This window comes from Buchnera aphidicola (Nurudea shiraii) (assembly GCA_039829955.1).
Taxonomy (GTDB): domain Bacteria; phylum Pseudomonadota; class Gammaproteobacteria; order Enterobacterales; family Enterobacteriaceae; genus Buchnera_B; species Buchnera_B aphidicola_AY.
Window position 1 is genome coordinate 33,461 of sequence record CP140035.1, and the last position, 16,270, is coordinate 49,730.

Sequence of the window (16,270 nt, forward strand, 5' to 3'; positions counted from 1 at the left end):
AAAATTATATTTATTTATGTTAAACTAACATAGGAAAACGTAATTAAAAAATTTATATTTTGATTATATTTAAATGTCATTTTTTAAAGTTTATAGATATTATATAATTTTAAAATAGACATATTTTAGACTGACTTAAAATGTTTATATTCGACGATTTCAAAATAAAATATGTGATATCTTTTATATAAAAAGTATTAAGATAATATATAAAAATAAACATCTACAATGAAAGTAAACGTTTATTTTTTTATTATATTTTACAAAGTAGAATTTAACAGTTCTGATAAATTGGCAGATGCTTCTTCTGCGCTAACAGAAGTTGATAGATCAAGGTTTGCTTTTTCTTTTTGACGTTGACGCAATCTTTTTTTATGATAAGCGTACCCTGTTCCTGCTGGAATTAATCGTCCTACAATGACATTTTCTTTTAAGCCCCTTAATTCGTCTTTTTTCCCCGCTACAGCTGACTCAGTTAATACTCTTGTTGTTTCTTGAAAAGAAGCAGCAGATATAAACGATTCTGTTGCAAGAGAAGCTTTAGTAATTCCTAATAAATCTCTAGAAAATGTAGCTAAGGTTTTTTCTTCACAATTAAGAACTTTGTTAGCCATTACTAATCGAGAATATTCTACTTGCTCTCCATTTAGGAATTCTGAATTTCCAGATTGAATAATAGTTGCTTTTCTTAACATTTGTCTTACTATTACTTCGATATGTTTGTCATTAATTTTAACTCCTTGAAGACGATATACCTCTTGTACTTCATTGACAATGTATTTAGTTACAGCTTGAATACCTCTTAACCTTAATATATCGTGAGGAGACTCTGGTCCATCAGATATAACATCACCTTTTTCAATTCTTTCTCCTTCGAAAACGTTCAGTTGTCTCCATTTTGGAATCATTTCTTCGTAAGGTGGACTATTGTCGTAGGGTAGGATGATTAATCTTCGTTTTCCTTTGGTATCTTTTCCAAAAGAAACAAATCCACTTATTTCAGCTAAAATAGCCAGTTCTTTAGGTTTTCGTGCTTCAAATAAATCTGCTACTCTTGGTAATCCTCCGGTAATATCTTTGGTTCCTCCTGATTCTTGGGGGATTCTTGCTAAAGTATCTCCAGATTGGATGTGCATATTATTATCGATTTGTATTATAGCTTTACTTGGTAAAAAGTATTGCGCTGGCATTTCAGTTCCAGGTATTAGTACATCTTTATTTTTAGAATCTACTATTTTTAATAATGGTCGCAAATCTTTTCCTATTGTGGTTCTTTCTGATGTATCGAGTATAACTATAGATGTTAAACCTGTTAATTCGTCAGTTTGTCGAGTAATACTTTGTCCATCTATCATGTCAACAAATTTAACAAATCCGTTTACTTCAGAAATGACTGGAATAGTATGAGGATCCCATTTTGCTATTATTTCTCCTGATTTTACTTTTTCTCCATTTTTTTTAGCTAAAATAGCGCCGTAAGGTATTTTATAACTTTCTTTTGTTATATTAGTATGGTCTATAATTTTTAATTCAACATTACGTGAGGTAATTATTACTTTTCCTTCAGAGTTGGTTACAAATTTGGTATTATCAAGTTTTATAGTTCCAAACGTTTTAATTTGTATGTTGCATTCTGTTGCAGCTCTAGAAGCCGCTCCCCCGATATGAAAGGTTCTCATTGTAAGTTGTGTACCTGGTTCTCCGATAGATTGAGCAGCAATTACTCCAATCGCTTCTCCTTTTTCTACCATATGTCCTCTAGCTAAATCTCTTCCATAACAATAAGCACATACTCCAAAATTAGTTTCACAATTTACTACTGATCTCACTTTAATATTGTCTATAGCATTTTTTTCTAAGATATCACACCATTTTTCATTTAATAATGTGTTTCGAGGTATTAATATGTTTGAAGAAAAAGGTTTTAAAACATTATCTGTTGTTACACGACCTAAAACTTTTTCTCGTAATGGTTCTTTAACTTCACCTCCTTCTATTACAGCTGTCATAATAACACCTTCATGTGTATTGCAATTTTCTTCTGTGACTACTAAATCTTGAGCAACGTCAACTAAGCGACGGGTTAAATATCCAGAATTAGCTGTTTTTAAAGCGGTATCAGCTAATCCTTTTCTAGCTCCATGAGTAGAAATGAAATATTGTAGTACGTTTAGTCCTTCTCTAAAATTTGCTGTAATTGGAGTTTCAATAATAGATCCATCAGGTTTAGCCATTAAACCTCTCATTCCAGCTAATTGTCTTATTTGAGCTGCTGATCCTCTAGCTCCTGAATCTGCCATCATAAATATGCTGTTAAAAGATGGTTGTTTTATTATGTTCCCATGTTTATCATTAACATATTCTGCAGATAAATTGTTCATCATAGCTTTTGATACTCTTTCATTAGCGTCTGCCCAAATGTCAATAACTTTATTATATCTTTCTCCTGAAGTAACGAATCCTGATTGGAATTGATCTTGTATTTCTGCCACTTCCATTTCTGCTTCTGAAATGATATCTGTTTTTTTATTTGGAATGACCATATCATCGATACCTACTGATGCCCCAGATCGTGCAGCATACATAAATCCTGTGTACATAATTTGATCAGCAAAATGTACTGTTGGTTTTAGTCCTAGTATTCTGTAACACGTATTAAGCATCGTAGAAATAGATTTTTTTCTTAATGTTTGATTAACTATAGAAAAAGGTAGTCCTTTTGGTACAATCATCCATAAAATAGATCTTCCTATAGTAGTATTTATTACTTTTTGTTTTTTTATAAATTTTTTATCATTTACAATAATATATTCTGAAATTTTTACTTTTACTTTAGCATGTAAATGTGCTAGTCCTAACCTGTATATTTTTTCAGCTTCTTTAGAGTTTTTTAATATCATTCCCTCTCCTTTAGCATTGATTTTTTCTCGAGTCATGTAATAAAGTCCTAATACAACATCTTGAGAGGGTACAATAATTGGTTCTCCATTGGCAGGTGATAAAATGTTATTAGTAGACATCATTAGTGAACGTGCTTCTAATTGTGCTTCGATAGTTAATGGAACATGTACAGCCATTTGATCTCCATCAAAGTCCGCATTATATGCTGCACATACTAGTGGATGTAATTGTATGGCTTTTCCTTCAACTAAAATAGGTTCGAAAGCTTGAATTCCAAGTCTGTGTAAGGTGGGAGCTCGATTAAGTAACACAGGATGTTCGTGAATGACTTCGTCTAGGATATCCCATACGATAGATTCTTCGCGTTCTACCATTTTTTTCGCTGATTTAATAGTGCTTGCTAATCCTTTTATTTCTAGTTTTCCGTAAATAAATGGTTTAAATAATTCTAGAGCCATTTTTTTAGGTAAACCACATTGATGTAATTGTAAATATGGACCAACAGTAATTACTGATCTTCCTGAGTAATCTACTCTTTTTCCTAATAAATTTTGTCTAAATCTTCCTTGTTTTCCTTTAATCATGTCGCTTAAAGATTTAAGTGGACGTTTATTAGATCCTGTTATAGCTCGCCCTCTTCTTCCATTATCTAATAGTGCGTCTACAGCTTCTTGAAGCATTCTTTTTTCATTTCTAATAATGATATCTGGAGCTGATAATTCTAACAATCGCTTAAGACGATTATTTCTATTAATTACTCGACGATATAAATCATTTAGGTCGGATGTGGCAAATCTTCCACCATCCAATGGAACTAGTGGTCTAAGATCTGGAGGTAAAATGGGTAATACAGTTAGAATCATCCATTCAGGCTTATTATGTGATTGTAAAAATGACTCTAATAGTTTAATACGTTTTGTTAATTTTTTACGTTTAGTTTCAGAATTGCTGTTATGTAGCTCTTGTTTTAAAATATCACATTCTTGAACTAAATTAATATCGTTCAATAATAATTGTATTGCTTCAGCACCCATTTTAGCGTTAAATTCATCTCCAAATTCTTCTAAAGCATTTAAGTATTGTTCTTCAGTTAAGATTTGGCGTTTTTCAAGATTAGTCATTCCTTTATCAACAACTACATAAGATTCAAAATAAAGAACTCTTTCAATATCTCGTAATGGCATGTCTAATAGTAATCCAATTCTTGATGGAAGAGATTTTAAGAACCAAATATGTGCAATAGGTGATGCTAATTCAATATGCCCCATGCGTTCTCGACGTACTTTACTTTGTGTGACTTCTACTCCACATTTTTCACAAATTACTCCACGGTGTTTTAATCTTTTATATTTTCCGCATAAACATTCGTAATCTTTTACTGGTCCGAAAATCCGTGCGCAAAACAATCCATTTCTTTCCGGTTTAAATGTTCGATAGTTAATAGTTTCTGGTTTTTTAACCTCTCCAAATGACCAAGATCGGATTATGTCCGGAGAAGCTAAAGCAATTTTTATTGCGTCAAATTCATCAGTTTTAATTTGTGATTTTAAAAATTTTAATAAATTTTTCACGAATTAGTTCCTGTCGAAGTGAATATTTGAAATAAAAAAATTAATTGGTAAGAATTTTTTTAAAAATTAGGTATCAAAATTTTAATCATTTTCTAATTCGATATTAATGCCTAATGATCTTATTTCTTTTAGTAATACATTAAAAGATTCAGGCATTCCTGGCTCCATTTTATAGTTTCCATCCACTATATTTTTGTACATTTTTGTTCTTCCATTTACATCGTCAGATTTTACCGTTAACATTTCTTGTAAAGTATAAGCAGCTCCGTAAGCTTCTAACGCCCAAACTTCCATTTCTCCAAATCTTTGTCCTCCAAATTGAGCTTTTCCACCTAAAGGTTGTTGAGTAACTAAGCTATAAGATCCAGTAGATCGTGCATGCATTTTATCGTCAACAAGATGATTAAGTTTTAACATATACATATATCCTACAGTAACTGGTCTTTCGAACTTTTCACCAGTTCTTCCATCAAATAATGTTATTTGTCCAGAGGTAGGTAAACTTGCTAGTTTTAATAGTTCTTTTATTTCTTTTTCTCTAGCTCCATCAAAAACAGGTGTTGCAAGTGGCATCCCATTTTTAAAATTTTTTGCTAAACGTAATACTTCATCATCAGAAAATGTATTTAAGTTTATTTTTTGTTTAACTTTTTCTCCTAAATCAAAAGCTGTTTGAATAAAATTTCGAATAGATTCGATAGAATTTTTATTTTTTAACATTGTATTAATTTTTTTTCCAATTCCTTTCGATGCTAATCCTAAATGAGTTTCTAAAATTTGCCCTATATTCATTCTAGATGGTACTCCTAAAGGATTTAACACAATATCTACAGGTATTCCATGTTGATCGTATGGCATGTCTTCGATAGGATTGATTTTAGAAATTACTCCTTTATTTCCATGGCGACCTGCCATTTTATCTCCCGGTTGAATATGTCTTTTTACTGCTAAGTAAACTTTTACGATTTTTAAGATCCCAGGAGTTAAGTCATCTCCTTGAGTAATTTTTTTATATTGAATTTCTAATTTTTTTTCAAATTCTTTTTTAAGATCACTATATTGTAAAGATAATTGTGTTAATTTTTTTTGATTTTTTTTATTGTTTACAGAAATATTTAACCATTCTGTTTTAGATAACTGATTTAAACTTTCTATCTTAATATTAGAGCATAATAAAATAGATTGAATTTGGTTAAATAAACTTGATTCAAATGTTTTGAGTTCTTCTGTAAGATCTTTTTTAGCTTTTTGAAGTTGTATATCCTCAATTTTTAATGCTCTTTTATCTTTTTTTACTCCATCTCTAGTAAAAACTTGTATGTCAATTACTGTTCCAAACATTCCATTAGGAACTCTTAAAGAAGAGTCTTTTACATCTGATGCTTTTTCTCCAAATATAGCTCGTAGCAATTTTTCTTCGGGAGTTAGTTGTGTTTCTCCTTTAGGAGTAACTTTTCCTACTAAAATGTCTCCTCCTTTTACTTCTGCTCCAATATAAACAATTCCTGATTCATCTAGTTTAGATAATGCAGATTCTCCTATGTTAGGTATATCAGATGTAATTTCTTCAGATCCTAATTTTGTATCTCGTGCAATACAAGCTAATTCTTGAATATGAATGGTAGTAAATCTATCTTCTCGAACAACTTGTTCCGATATTAAGATAGAATCTTCGAAATTATATCCATTCCAAGGCATAAAAGCTACGCGCATATTTTGCCCTAATGCTAATTCGCCTAAATCAGTAGACGGTCCATCTGCTAATACATCTCCTTTTTCTACTTTTTCTCCTAAAGATACACATGGTATTTGATTAATACATGTATTTTGATTAGATCTAGTATATTTAGTAAGATTATAAATATCAATTCCCGCTTCTCCAGATATCATTTCGTCTGAATTAATTTTAACAATTATTCTAGATGCGTCTATATATTGTACGACCCCTCCCCTTTTGGCTATTTCTGTTACTCCAGAGTCTACTGCTACAGTCCGTTCCATACCAGTTCCTACCAAGGGTTTTTCTGATATTAACGTAGGAACAGCTTGTCGTTGCATGTTAGCACCCATCAATGCTCTATTTGCATCATCGTGTTCTAAAAATGGAATTAAAGATGCACCTACAGAAACAATTTGTTGTGTAGAAATATCCATATAGTTAACTTGATTTGGATGAAAAAGACTAGATTCACCTTTATGCCGACATGTTATTAAATCGTCAATTAAGCGTCCGTTTTTATCTAAGTTAGTGTTAGCCTGAGCAATAACAAAATTTCCTTCTTCTATGGCGGAAAGATACTCAATTTTTTTAATTACAGATCCTTTATATACTTTTTGATAAGGGGTTTCTAAAAATCCGTATATATTTGTTCTTGCATATACAGATAAAGAGTTTATTAGACCGATATTAGGTCCTTCTGGAGTTTCGATTGGACAAACTCTTCCATAGTGTGTAGGATGAACGTCTCGTACTTCAAATCCTGCTCGTTCTCTGGTTAATCCTCCTAAACCTAGTGCAGAAATGCGACGTTTATGTGTTATTTCTGATAATGGATTATTTTGATCCATAAATTGGGATAGTTGGCTAGATCCAAAAAATTCTTTTATTGCAGCAGAAATAGGCTTAGCATTAATCATATCTTGTGGAACTAATGTATCTAAATCGCTTAAAGATAACCTTTCTTTTACGGCTCTTTCAACTCGTATTAATCCTATTCTAAATTGATTTTCTGCCATTTCTCCTACTGATCTTATTCTTCTATTTCCTAAATGATCGATATCGTCAATATCTCCTTTTCCATTTCTGATATCAATTAACTTTTTAATAACATCAATAATATCTATCTTATTTAGTGTAGTTTTTCCTTGTATATTACTTCTTGATAAAGATCGGTTAAATTTCATGCGTCCAACTGAAGAAAGATCATATTTTTCTTCTGAAAAAAATAGATTTTCAAATAAATTTTCTGTGGCATCACGTGTTGGAGGTTCTCCTGGACGCATCATGCGATAAATTTCAATTAATGCACTGGAACGATCAGAGGTGGGATCAATTTTTAACGTTTCTGAAATATACGGTCCATGATCTAAATCATTAGTAAATATTGTTATAATTTCAGAAAAATTATTTAATTTTAATTTTTTTATGACTTCGATATTTAGTTTAGTATTAGCTGGCAAAATAATTTCTTTTGTTTTTACATCAAAATAATTTTTTGCTGATATTTTTCCTACGAGATATTCTTCAGGTACTTCAATAGAATTAATATTATTCTTTTTTAATAAATTGATATGTCTAGCAGTAATTCGTTGACCTTTTTTGACATACAATTTATCATTACAAAAAATATCAAAAGTTGCTGTTTCACCACGCAATCTTTCTGGAACAAGTTCCATTATGATTTTTTTTGAAAATATTTTAAATGTATTTTTTTTGAAAAATATATTAAGAATTTCTTCTGTGTTAAGATTAAGCGCTTTTAAGATAATACTTGCAGGTAATTTACGTCTCCTGTCAATTCGAATAAATAAATTGTCTTTAGGGTCGAATTCGAAATCTAACCATGATCCTCGATATGGAATAATTCGAGCATTATACAATACTTTTCCGGATGAATGAGTTTTTCCTTTATCACTATCAAAAAATACTCCTGGGCTTCTGTGTAGTTGTGATACTACTACTCTTTCAGTACCATTAATTATAAATGTTCCGTTTTTTGTCATTAATGGAATTTCTCCCATATATACTTCTTGTTCTTTAACAGTTTTTATTTTTTTCTCTACAGTTTCGCGTTCATAGATAATTAAACGTAGTTTGACACGTAATGGAGCTGAATAAGTAGATCCTCGAATTTGACATTCTTTTACGTCGAAAGAAGAATTTCCTAAATAATATTCAATGTATTGAAGTTCGGAATTTCCATTGTAACTTAAAATAGGAAATATTGATTGAAATGCGGCTTCTAATCCATATAAAGTGTTTGGATCTTTTTTTATAAATTTTTTAAATGAATCAATTTGAATAGAAAGAAGATATGGTACATCAAGTACTTTTGGGTGTTTTCCAAAATTTTTTCGAATTCGTTTTTTTTCAGTATAAGAGTAAACCATAGGGTTCCTCGATTAGTCAGTCAATTTAAGTATTATCTATTTATTAAAATAATTTTAGTAACTTGTTTATTTTTTTCAAATGTGTTTTGAACTAAACGTTTTTTACAAAATAAAGAATAATATAAGAATTGTATGACTAAACATTTTTATTGAGAACGTTAAATATAAAATGTTTCAAAACAATTGAATAGAAAGGGCTGGTGATTACTAATCACCAGCTATTAAAAAATATAATCTTAATTTTTATAATGTAAAATTTTATTTAATTTCTGATTCAGCACCAGTTTCATCTAATATTTTTTTAAGAGATTCAGCTTCTGTTTTAGTAATATGTTCTTTTATTGTAGTAGGAGCTGATTCAACTAAATCTTTCGCTTCTTTTAGTCCTAATCCGGTAGCACTTCGTACTGCTTTTATTACTGATACTTTATTTCCGCCAATAGATTTTAGTATTACATCGAATTCTGTTTTTTCTTCTGATGGTTCTGAAGTAGTAGGAGATTTAGAATTTGTTAATGTTTCTATTGATATTCCAAATTTTTTTTCCATATCAGAAATTAAATCAATAACATTTTTTACTGGCATTTCTGATATAGCTTCCAAAATCTGTTCTTTAGTTATAGACATAATATTTGTCCTTCATAATATCTAAAAAAACAATTTTTAGTATTATTTACAAAATATAAATTATATTTTATGTTTTGTTTCTTTTATAGATATAAGAGCGCGTATTAATTTTCCTATAGTTATTTCTTTTATAGTTATTATTAGTTTGTATATTGCTTCATTATATGTAAGCATGTCTGATAATATGTTTATATTAGACTGAGATAATATTTGACCTTCAAAAACAGCTCCGATAATTTTAAAGTTTTTGTTTTTTGTTGAAAATTCTTTAAATAGTTTTGCTGCGCTTCTTGGATGATCTATAGAGTAACCTATTAGTACTGGACCAACTAATAGTTTTTTTAGGCATGAAAAATGAGTACCTTTAATACCTAATTTTATTAAAGTATTTTTAAAAACTCCTAGTTTGACACCTATTTTTCGGGCTAATTTTCGTAATTCAGTGATTTCGTTTACTTTTACGTTTCTTGAATTAGCAATAACTATTGACAATGCATTTTTAGCTGTATTATGTATTTCAGTAACAATTTCTTTTTTTTTTTGAAGATTTAATATCATTAATTTAAATACTCCTAAATTTGATTAAAATTACAGAAATAATTTTATTTGTAAAAAATAAAAACTAGCAACTTTATTCATATAATTTTAAAAAATTTCAATTTTTGAGTATGTCAATAGAATAATTAAAATTATATATTTTAAAATTTAGATGATAAGTAAATATTTTCAAATATGTTTAAACTGAAAGTATTAATTATAGATATTAATTAAGAAATGAATCTTTTATTGTAAAGAATTTTTCTTTCAGAGTAAAGCAAAATTAAGTAATTACAGAGTTAAACTATTTAAGTTAATATTTACTCCTAAGCTCATGGTGGTTGATAGGGTTATTTTTTTTATGTAGGGTCCTTTTAAAGTTTTAGGTTTGAATTTTTTTAAAGATTTTATTAAAGAATTTAAATTTTCCTTTATATTTTTACTTAAGAAATTAATTTTTCCAATTGAAGTATGTATTATTCCATTTTTATCACTTTTATAATTTATTTGACCGTTTTTGGCATTTTTAATTGCGTATTCAAGATTATTAGTTACTGTACCTAATTTCAAATGTGGCATAAGACCTCTAGGTCCTAATATAGGTCCTAGTTTATTTACGAATTTCATAACTTCAGTAGAAGCAATAGCAATGTTAAAATCGATTCCATGTACTTGTATATGTTTTATTAAATCATGTAATCCCACATATTCTGCACCACATCTTTTTGCAACTTCTATATTTTCATCTTGAGTAAATACTGCTACTTTTATTAATTTTCCAATGCCATGAGGTAATATAGTACTTCCTCGTATGTTTTGATCAGATTTTTTAGAGTTGATTCCTAAATTAATAGATACATCTATACTTTCATTGAATTTAGAAACAGCAATTTTTTTAAGTAAAAGAATGCTTTCTTCTATGTCAAATATTTTTTTGTTTTTAACTAAATTATGCATAAATTGCATTTTTTTAGTAAGTTTTTTCATTTACTTTCCTTTTATAGTTAATCCTATAGAATTAGCAGTTCCTATAATAGATTTAGCCATTTTTTCAATATTAGATCCAGTCATATCAGTTTGTTTTATTTTAGCAATTTCTATTATTTGTTGATAAGTTATTTCTCCTACTTTCTCTGTATTAGGTTTAGAAGAACCAGATTTAATTCCTATTGCTTTTTTTAATAATATAGAAGCAGGTGGAGTTTTAATGATGAAAGAAAACGTTTTATCTGAATAAACGGTTATTACAGTAGGAATAGGTAATCCTTTTTCTAAGTGATTAGTTTTTGTATTAAATAGTTTGCAAAATTCCATAATATTTAAACCTTTTTGACCTAAAGCTGGTCCGACTGGAGGACTAGGATTTGCCATTCCTGCTAAAACTTGAAGTTTGATATAAGTTTGTATTTTTTTAGCCATATTGTTCTCCTAATTTTTTAAAAATTTAATTTTATATTGTTTTATAAAAATCAAGAAATATAGGTTAGTTTTTAATTAAAATGACATGTTCAATTCTTTTTCACTTGCCCGAAATCTAGTTCTACAGGAGTAGATCTTCCGAATATTGAAACTGATACTTTCAATCTATTTTTTTCATAATCAACTTGTTCTACTACTCCATTAAAATCTAAAAATGGTCCATCATTTACTCTAACTATTTCTCCAGGTTCAAATAATGTTTTTGGTCTAGGTTTATCTCCTATTTGTTTAAGTCTATTAATAATAATGTTGACCTCTCGGTCACTAATTGGAGAAGGTTTATCAGATGTTCCTCCTATAAATCCTAATACGTGAGGTATACTTCGAATTAAGTGCCAACTTGAATCGTTCATGATCATTTGAATGAGTACATATCCTGGAAAAAATTTATATTCGCTTTTTTTTTGTTTTCCTGCTTTAATTTCTACTACTTCTTCAGTTGGTACCATGACTTCTCCAAATAATTGTTCCATATTATTTAATTTAATATGTTCTCGTATTGATTTCATAATACGATTTTCAAACCCAGAAAATGCTTGTAATACGTACCATCGTTTTTGAGGATTTTTATACATATTATATCCTTAAACTAGTAAAAAATGATACAACTCGGATTAAAATATTATCTAATCCCCATAAAATTAAAGAAATTACAATAGTTACAATAATTACAATAATAGTTGTATGAAATGTTTCTTTTAAGTGAGGCCAGTGTATTTTTTTTGTTTCTTTTTTTGTTTCATTTATTAAAAATAGTATTTTTTTTCCTTGTTTAGTTAAAAAAATTATTGTAATAATTAAACTAATTAAAAGTGTTGTTATGGTTATATGAAGTAACGAAGATAAACTACTATAATAATAGTGATTAAAAAGTATCAATATTATTAGTATTCCTATACTAACCAATTTTAGTATATTTGAAATACAATGTTTTTTGTGTGGTTTTATTTTTTTAGCCATGTATTATCCTATAATATATGATATTTTAAATATGTAGTTTGTTTAGTTTATGTTGAAAATAGAAATAATTTTAAATTAACATATATAATACGAATGCTTTGAATGGAATCATATAGTTTTCTACTGTTAGTAATTTAATTTCATACAATTTAATTAGTTTTATGTGATATATGAAGAATATACTTTAGTGAAACTAAAAGTATATACGAATTTTCGTTAAATGATTTAGATTAATAAAGTGAAGAGATTTTTTGAATTTTGTTATTTATAAAAGATTTTAAACGTATTTTTTAAAAATTAATTTTATGTTTTTTATATAAATATAAATTTATAAATGTTTGTATAATTTTTTTATAATGCTGATACCCAGGATTAAACTGGGGACCTCATCCTTACCAAGGATGTGCTCTATCAACTGAGCTATATCAGCCTCAGATGTTTTAAGCGATCAGCGGGAATCGAACCCGCATCATCAGCTTGGAAGGCTGAGGTAATGTCCATTATACGATGTTCGCACATCTAATTATTTTAAAATATACACAAATTTTCTTTATGATGGTGGGAGAAGGATTCGAACCTTCGAAGTCTATGACGGCAAATTTACAGTCTGCTCCCTTTAACCGCTCGGGAATCCCACCTTTATATTTTGTATCGTTTATAATTTCTTTTGCCGGCTACCGGAATCGAACTGGTTACCTACTGATTACAAGTCAGTCGCTCTACCTTTTGAGCTAAGCCGGCTTTGTTCTTAATATATTACGTATAGATTTAATTTTATGCAATGAAAATTTAACATTAATTACATACTATTTAAATAAATTTTAATATTTTGAAAATATTTTTAATTTTTTAAGAAAACTTGTTTTTATGATTTTAGAATAGTATTCTATAAATATAAATTTTAAAAATCAAGCTATCGTGAAAAATTTATATTTGAGTTCAAGCATTAAGGACATTTTAAAATATTTAGTTCAGGATATTTTAAAAAATGATTTAATGCATTTAAAATTAGGAACATGTGAGAATAAAAAGCCTTATATTTTAGGAGTAACTGGGAGTGTAGCAGTTGGAAAAAGTACGATGTCTCATAAGTTAAAATTAGGATTGCAAAATTATTTCACTAAAAAAAATGTTTCTGTAGTTACAACAGATAGTTTTTTATTTTCTAATGAAATTTTGAGTAGTTTAGGGTTAATGAAGCATAAGGGATTTCCTGATACATATGACATTAGAAAATTAATAGATTTTTTTTTAAAAATTCAATCAGGAATTTCAAACATTGTTATTCCAGTATATTCTCATTTTTTTCAAAATGTTGTTTTAAATAGTAATAAAATGATAGAAAATTCAGATATTTTTATTATAGAGGGCTTACATATTTTAAATCCTTCTTTTTATATGACAAAAAAACGTAATTCATTCTTGTTGTCAAAGTTTTTTAATTGTTCGATTTATATAGATGCAGATGATTTATTTTTAAAAGAATGGTATCTTAGTCGTTTTTTATATTTAAGAAAAATGTCGAAATTTTATCCGGATTCTTTTTTTAATTTTTATTATAAAATGTCTTTAAATGATGCGATAAATGTTGCTAGTAAAACATGGTATGAAGTTAATTATAAAAATTTAAAAAAAAATATTTTTTTAACTCAAGAATATGCTGATTTTATTGTAATTAAAGATTTTAATCATGACATTAATTGTATAAAAATTGTTAACTAAATTTTTTAGAACGGAGTATTATCTACACTTCAAATTATTTTCTGTTTCAAAAGAATGCAGTGTTATTAAAATAAGAGGATATAACAGTTATATTATTATGTTTATGTTCATTATTAAAGAATATTATTTTTTCCGATAATATTAATTTCTTTTTCAAGAAAAATATTAAATTTTTCGTATACTTTTTTTTGTATTATTTTTGCCAAAATTAGTATGTTTTGAGAAGTACAATTATATTCGTTTACGAGTATTAATGCTTGTTTATCGTGTACTTTAGCTCCTCCAATGCGATATCCCTTTAATTGACATTTTTCAATTAACCATCCTGCTGAAATTTTTACATTTTCATTATTTTCAGGATAGTTAGGTACGTTTTTATATTTACATAAAAGTTTTTTAGCATGGCTTTTTTTAATGATTGGATTTTTAAAGAAACTTCCAGCGTGTCCTACATTTTTTAAATTAGGAAATTTTTTATTTCTAATTTTTTTTATAAAATTAAAAATTTCAAGTGCGGTGATATTTTTGTTATTAGTTTGTTGTAAACGTAGATGAATTACATTAGGAGACCATTTTTTTTTAAGTTTAATTCCTACAGATAAAATTATATAATTATGATCGTGTGTATTCTTAAAAATACTATTTCTGTATTCAAACATGCAATATTTTGATTGTATTTTTGTTATATTACAACTCGTTAAAGATAAAATTTCTACATAATCACATATATCTTTAAATTCTAATCCATATGCTCCTATGTTTTGAATTGGAGCTGCCCCTACTGTTCCAGGAATAAAGGCTAAGTTTTCTAACCCATAAATTCCTAATTTTAATGTATATGTGACTAAGTTATGCCATTTTACTCCTCCTTTAGCATTTATTAACCAATATTCACGATTTTCTAAAATTTTTATTCCTGAAATTTTATTAATTGCTACAATCCCATTATAATTTTTAGAAAATAATGTGTTACTTCCTTCGCCTAATAATATAAAAGAAGACTTTTTTTTACACATGTTCCATGTTTTAATAAGAACACGTATGTTGCTTACTATAACTATCTTTTTCGCGTATACATCAATTTTAAATGTATGGAATTTTTTTAACGATTGATTTGCATGCATTTTTGAATTTTATTTTTAATCTTTTCGTGAAACGTTACAAGTTTAGTTTTATAACATCATTGTTGAAAGATATTAAATTAGTAATTTATAGTTTTATTCTAATAAAAACGATATTTTATCTAGATTAAATCAATTAACTTCAAGATTTTAATAATATAAAAATTTCAATTTTCTATTTTGATAGGAATTATAATATGTATGTATGTGACATTCATTGTTATGAAGTATTGAATGAATACTTAGTTAATGTTCGTGAAAAAATTAACGTATCATTTGAATTATTTCCTCCTAAAGATTTAATATCACGAAAAAAATTGTTTAAAACAGTTAACAAATTAAAGTTATTACATCCAGTTTTTTTTTCAGTAACATGCGGAGCGTTTTTTGAAACAAGAAACAATACATATAATATTGCAAATGAAATTAAAAATCAAACTAATATAGAAACTGTTCCTCATCTTACATGTTCTAATATGACTAAAGATGAATTAGTAGAAATTGCAAAAAAATATTGGAATAGTGGTTTTCGTAGTATCTTAGCATTAAGAGGAGATTTTAAAAATTTTGAGAAAAAAACAGTGATGTATGCTGTTGATTTGATAAAAATATTAAAATGTGTTGCTAATTTTAATATTTTAGTTGCTGCTTATCCAGAATTACATCCTGAGTCTCGTAGCGCTGAAGTTGATTTAATCAACTTAAAAAGAAAAATAGACGCTGGTGCTAACTGTGCTATTACTCAGTTTTTTTTTAGTACTACTCATTTTTTGAAGTTTAGAGATTTATGTGTACGAAGCGGAATTACTATAGATATTATTCCAGGTATTTTTCCTATTTTCAATTTTAAACAATTATGTAATTTTTCCAAGATGAGTAATGTAACAATTCCAACTTGGATTTATCATATGTTTAATGGATTAGAAAATGATCTCAAAAGAAGTGAAATTATTGGAACGAGCATAGCTATAGATATGGTCAAAGTACTTTATAAAGAAGGAATTAGAAATTTTCATTTTTATGCGTTAAATAAGTCAAATATGGTTATTTCTATATGCCATATTTTAGGAAAAAAACTTTGTTCTGTTTAACGTTTTGTATAATTATATTTATAAATTAATATTTATGTTGTTGATTTATTTTATTAACATATTGAAAGTTAATATATGGTATTTTATAAATACTAGATATAAAATTTTGGTTTAAATTTTTGTTTTAATACAAATATTAAAATTTTAATTT

The 16,270-nt window shown here is 27.6% G+C and carries 11 protein-coding genes and 4 tRNA genes; 2 read left to right on the forward strand and 13 right to left on the reverse strand.

Annotation, left to right across the window (positions count from 1 at the left end):
- Positions 1-260: 260 nt before the first annotated feature.
- The 12 genes from rpoC to U0T63_00210 all read right to left on the reverse strand — a co-directional run bounded on the left by rpoC (position 261) and on the right by U0T63_00210 (position 12,926).
- Positions 261-4,472, reverse strand: coding sequence for a DNA-directed RNA polymerase subunit beta' (rpoC, locus tag U0T63_00155; protein XBC39270.1), 4,212 nt, complete (start codon positions 4,470-4,472; stop codon positions 261-263).
- 81 nt (positions 4,473-4,553) lie between these two features.
- Complete coding sequence (gene rpoB, locus U0T63_00160; protein ID XBC39271.1) at positions 4,554-8,582, reverse strand: DNA-directed RNA polymerase subunit beta; 4,029 nt, start codon at positions 8,580-8,582, stop codon at positions 4,554-4,556.
- Positions 8,583-8,840: 258 nt separating this feature from the next.
- A complete protein-coding gene (gene rplL / locus U0T63_00165) occupies positions 8,841-9,209 on the reverse strand; it encodes a 50S ribosomal protein L7/L12 (protein ID XBC39272.1) in 369 nt (122 codons plus the stop codon).
- A 60-nt stretch (positions 9,210-9,269) separates the two neighbouring features.
- Entirely contained in the window at positions 9,270-9,767 is a 498-nt protein-coding gene (gene rplJ / locus U0T63_00170; protein XBC39273.1) for a 50S ribosomal protein L10, read from the reverse strand.
- Positions 9,768-10,037: 270 nt separating this feature from the next.
- The gene (rplA, locus tag U0T63_00175; GenBank protein ID XBC39274.1) at positions 10,038-10,733 is read right to left on the reverse strand and encodes a 50S ribosomal protein L1; all 696 of its coding nucleotides are present in this window, start codon (positions 10,731-10,733) and stop codon (positions 10,038-10,040) included.
- Positions 10,734-11,165 carry a 50S ribosomal protein L11 gene (rplK, locus tag U0T63_00180; GenBank protein XBC39275.1) on the reverse strand — a complete coding sequence of 144 codons (432 nt, stop codon included), beginning with the start codon at positions 11,163-11,165 and terminating at the stop codon, positions 10,734-10,736.
- Between the two features lie 89 nt (positions 11,166-11,254).
- Positions 11,255-11,800 (reverse strand): transcription termination/antitermination protein NusG, encoded by a 546-nt coding sequence (gene nusG, locus U0T63_00185; GenBank protein XBC39276.1) that lies wholly within the window; start codon positions 11,798-11,800, stop codon positions 11,255-11,257.
- A 1-nt stretch (position 11,801) separates the two neighbouring features.
- Complete coding sequence (gene secE, locus U0T63_00190; GenBank protein XBC39277.1) at positions 11,802-12,185, reverse strand: preprotein translocase subunit SecE; 384 nt, start codon at positions 12,183-12,185, stop codon at positions 11,802-11,804.
- Between the two features lie 357 nt (positions 12,186-12,542).
- Positions 12,543-12,615, reverse strand: a tRNA-Thr gene (locus U0T63_00195).
- 13 nt (positions 12,616-12,628) lie between these two features.
- Positions 12,629-12,700: transfer RNA gene (locus U0T63_00200), tRNA-Gly, on the reverse strand.
- A 41-nt stretch (positions 12,701-12,741) separates the two neighbouring features.
- Positions 12,742-12,823, reverse strand: a tRNA-Tyr gene (locus U0T63_00205).
- A 30-nt stretch (positions 12,824-12,853) separates the two neighbouring features.
- Positions 12,854-12,926 (reverse strand) — tRNA-Thr (locus U0T63_00210).
- Positions 12,927-13,103: 177 nt separating this feature from the next.
- On the opposite strand from U0T63_00210, the gene coaA reads away from it, so the two are divergent.
- Positions 13,104-13,907 carry a type I pantothenate kinase gene (gene coaA / locus U0T63_00215; protein XBC39278.1) on the forward strand — a complete coding sequence of 268 codons (804 nt, stop codon included), beginning with the start codon at positions 13,104-13,106 and terminating at the stop codon, positions 13,905-13,907.
- 113 nt (positions 13,908-14,020) lie between these two features.
- Here coaA and murB read toward each other — a convergent pair whose 3' ends face one another.
- Positions 14,021-15,031 carry a UDP-N-acetylmuramate dehydrogenase gene (gene murB / locus U0T63_00220; GenBank protein XBC39279.1) on the reverse strand — a complete coding sequence of 337 codons (1,011 nt, stop codon included), beginning with the start codon at positions 15,029-15,031 and terminating at the stop codon, positions 14,021-14,023.
- A gap of 194 nt (positions 15,032-15,225) precedes the next feature.
- On the opposite strand from murB, the gene metF reads away from it, so the two are divergent.
- Positions 15,226-16,119 carry a methylenetetrahydrofolate reductase gene (gene metF / locus U0T63_00225; protein XBC39280.1) on the forward strand — a complete coding sequence of 298 codons (894 nt, stop codon included), beginning with the start codon at positions 15,226-15,228 and terminating at the stop codon, positions 16,117-16,119.
- Positions 16,120-16,270 lie beyond the last annotated feature (151 nt).

Coding starts and splice junctions, on each gene's coding strand:
- secE (XBC39277.1), bottom strand. CDS start 12,185: ATGGCTAAAAAAATAAAACCACACAAAAAACATTGTATTTCAAATATA.
- murB (XBC39279.1), bottom strand. CDS start 15,031: ATGCATGCAAATCAATCGTTAAAAAAATTCCATACATTTAAAATTGAT.
- rpoB (XBC39271.1), bottom strand. CDS start 8,582: ATGGTTTACTCTTATACTGAAAAAAAACGAATTCGAAAAAATTTTGGA.
- metF (XBC39280.1), top strand. CDS start 15,226: ATGTATGTATGTGACATTCATTGTTATGAAGTATTGAATGAATACTTA.
- rplA (XBC39274.1), bottom strand. CDS start 10,733: ATGAAAAAACTTACTAAAAAAATGCAATTTATGCATAATTTAGTTAAA.
- rplK (XBC39275.1), bottom strand. CDS start 11,165: ATGGCTAAAAAAATACAAACTTATATCAAACTTCAAGTTTTAGCAGGA.
- rplL (XBC39272.1), bottom strand. CDS start 9,209: ATGTCTATAACTAAAGAACAGATTTTGGAAGCTATATCAGAAATGCCA.
- rplJ (XBC39273.1), bottom strand. CDS start 9,767: ATGATATTAAATCTTCAAAAAAAAAAAGAAATTGTTACTGAAATACAT.
- nusG (XBC39276.1), bottom strand. CDS start 11,800: ATGTATAAAAATCCTCAAAAACGATGGTACGTATTACAAGCATTTTCT.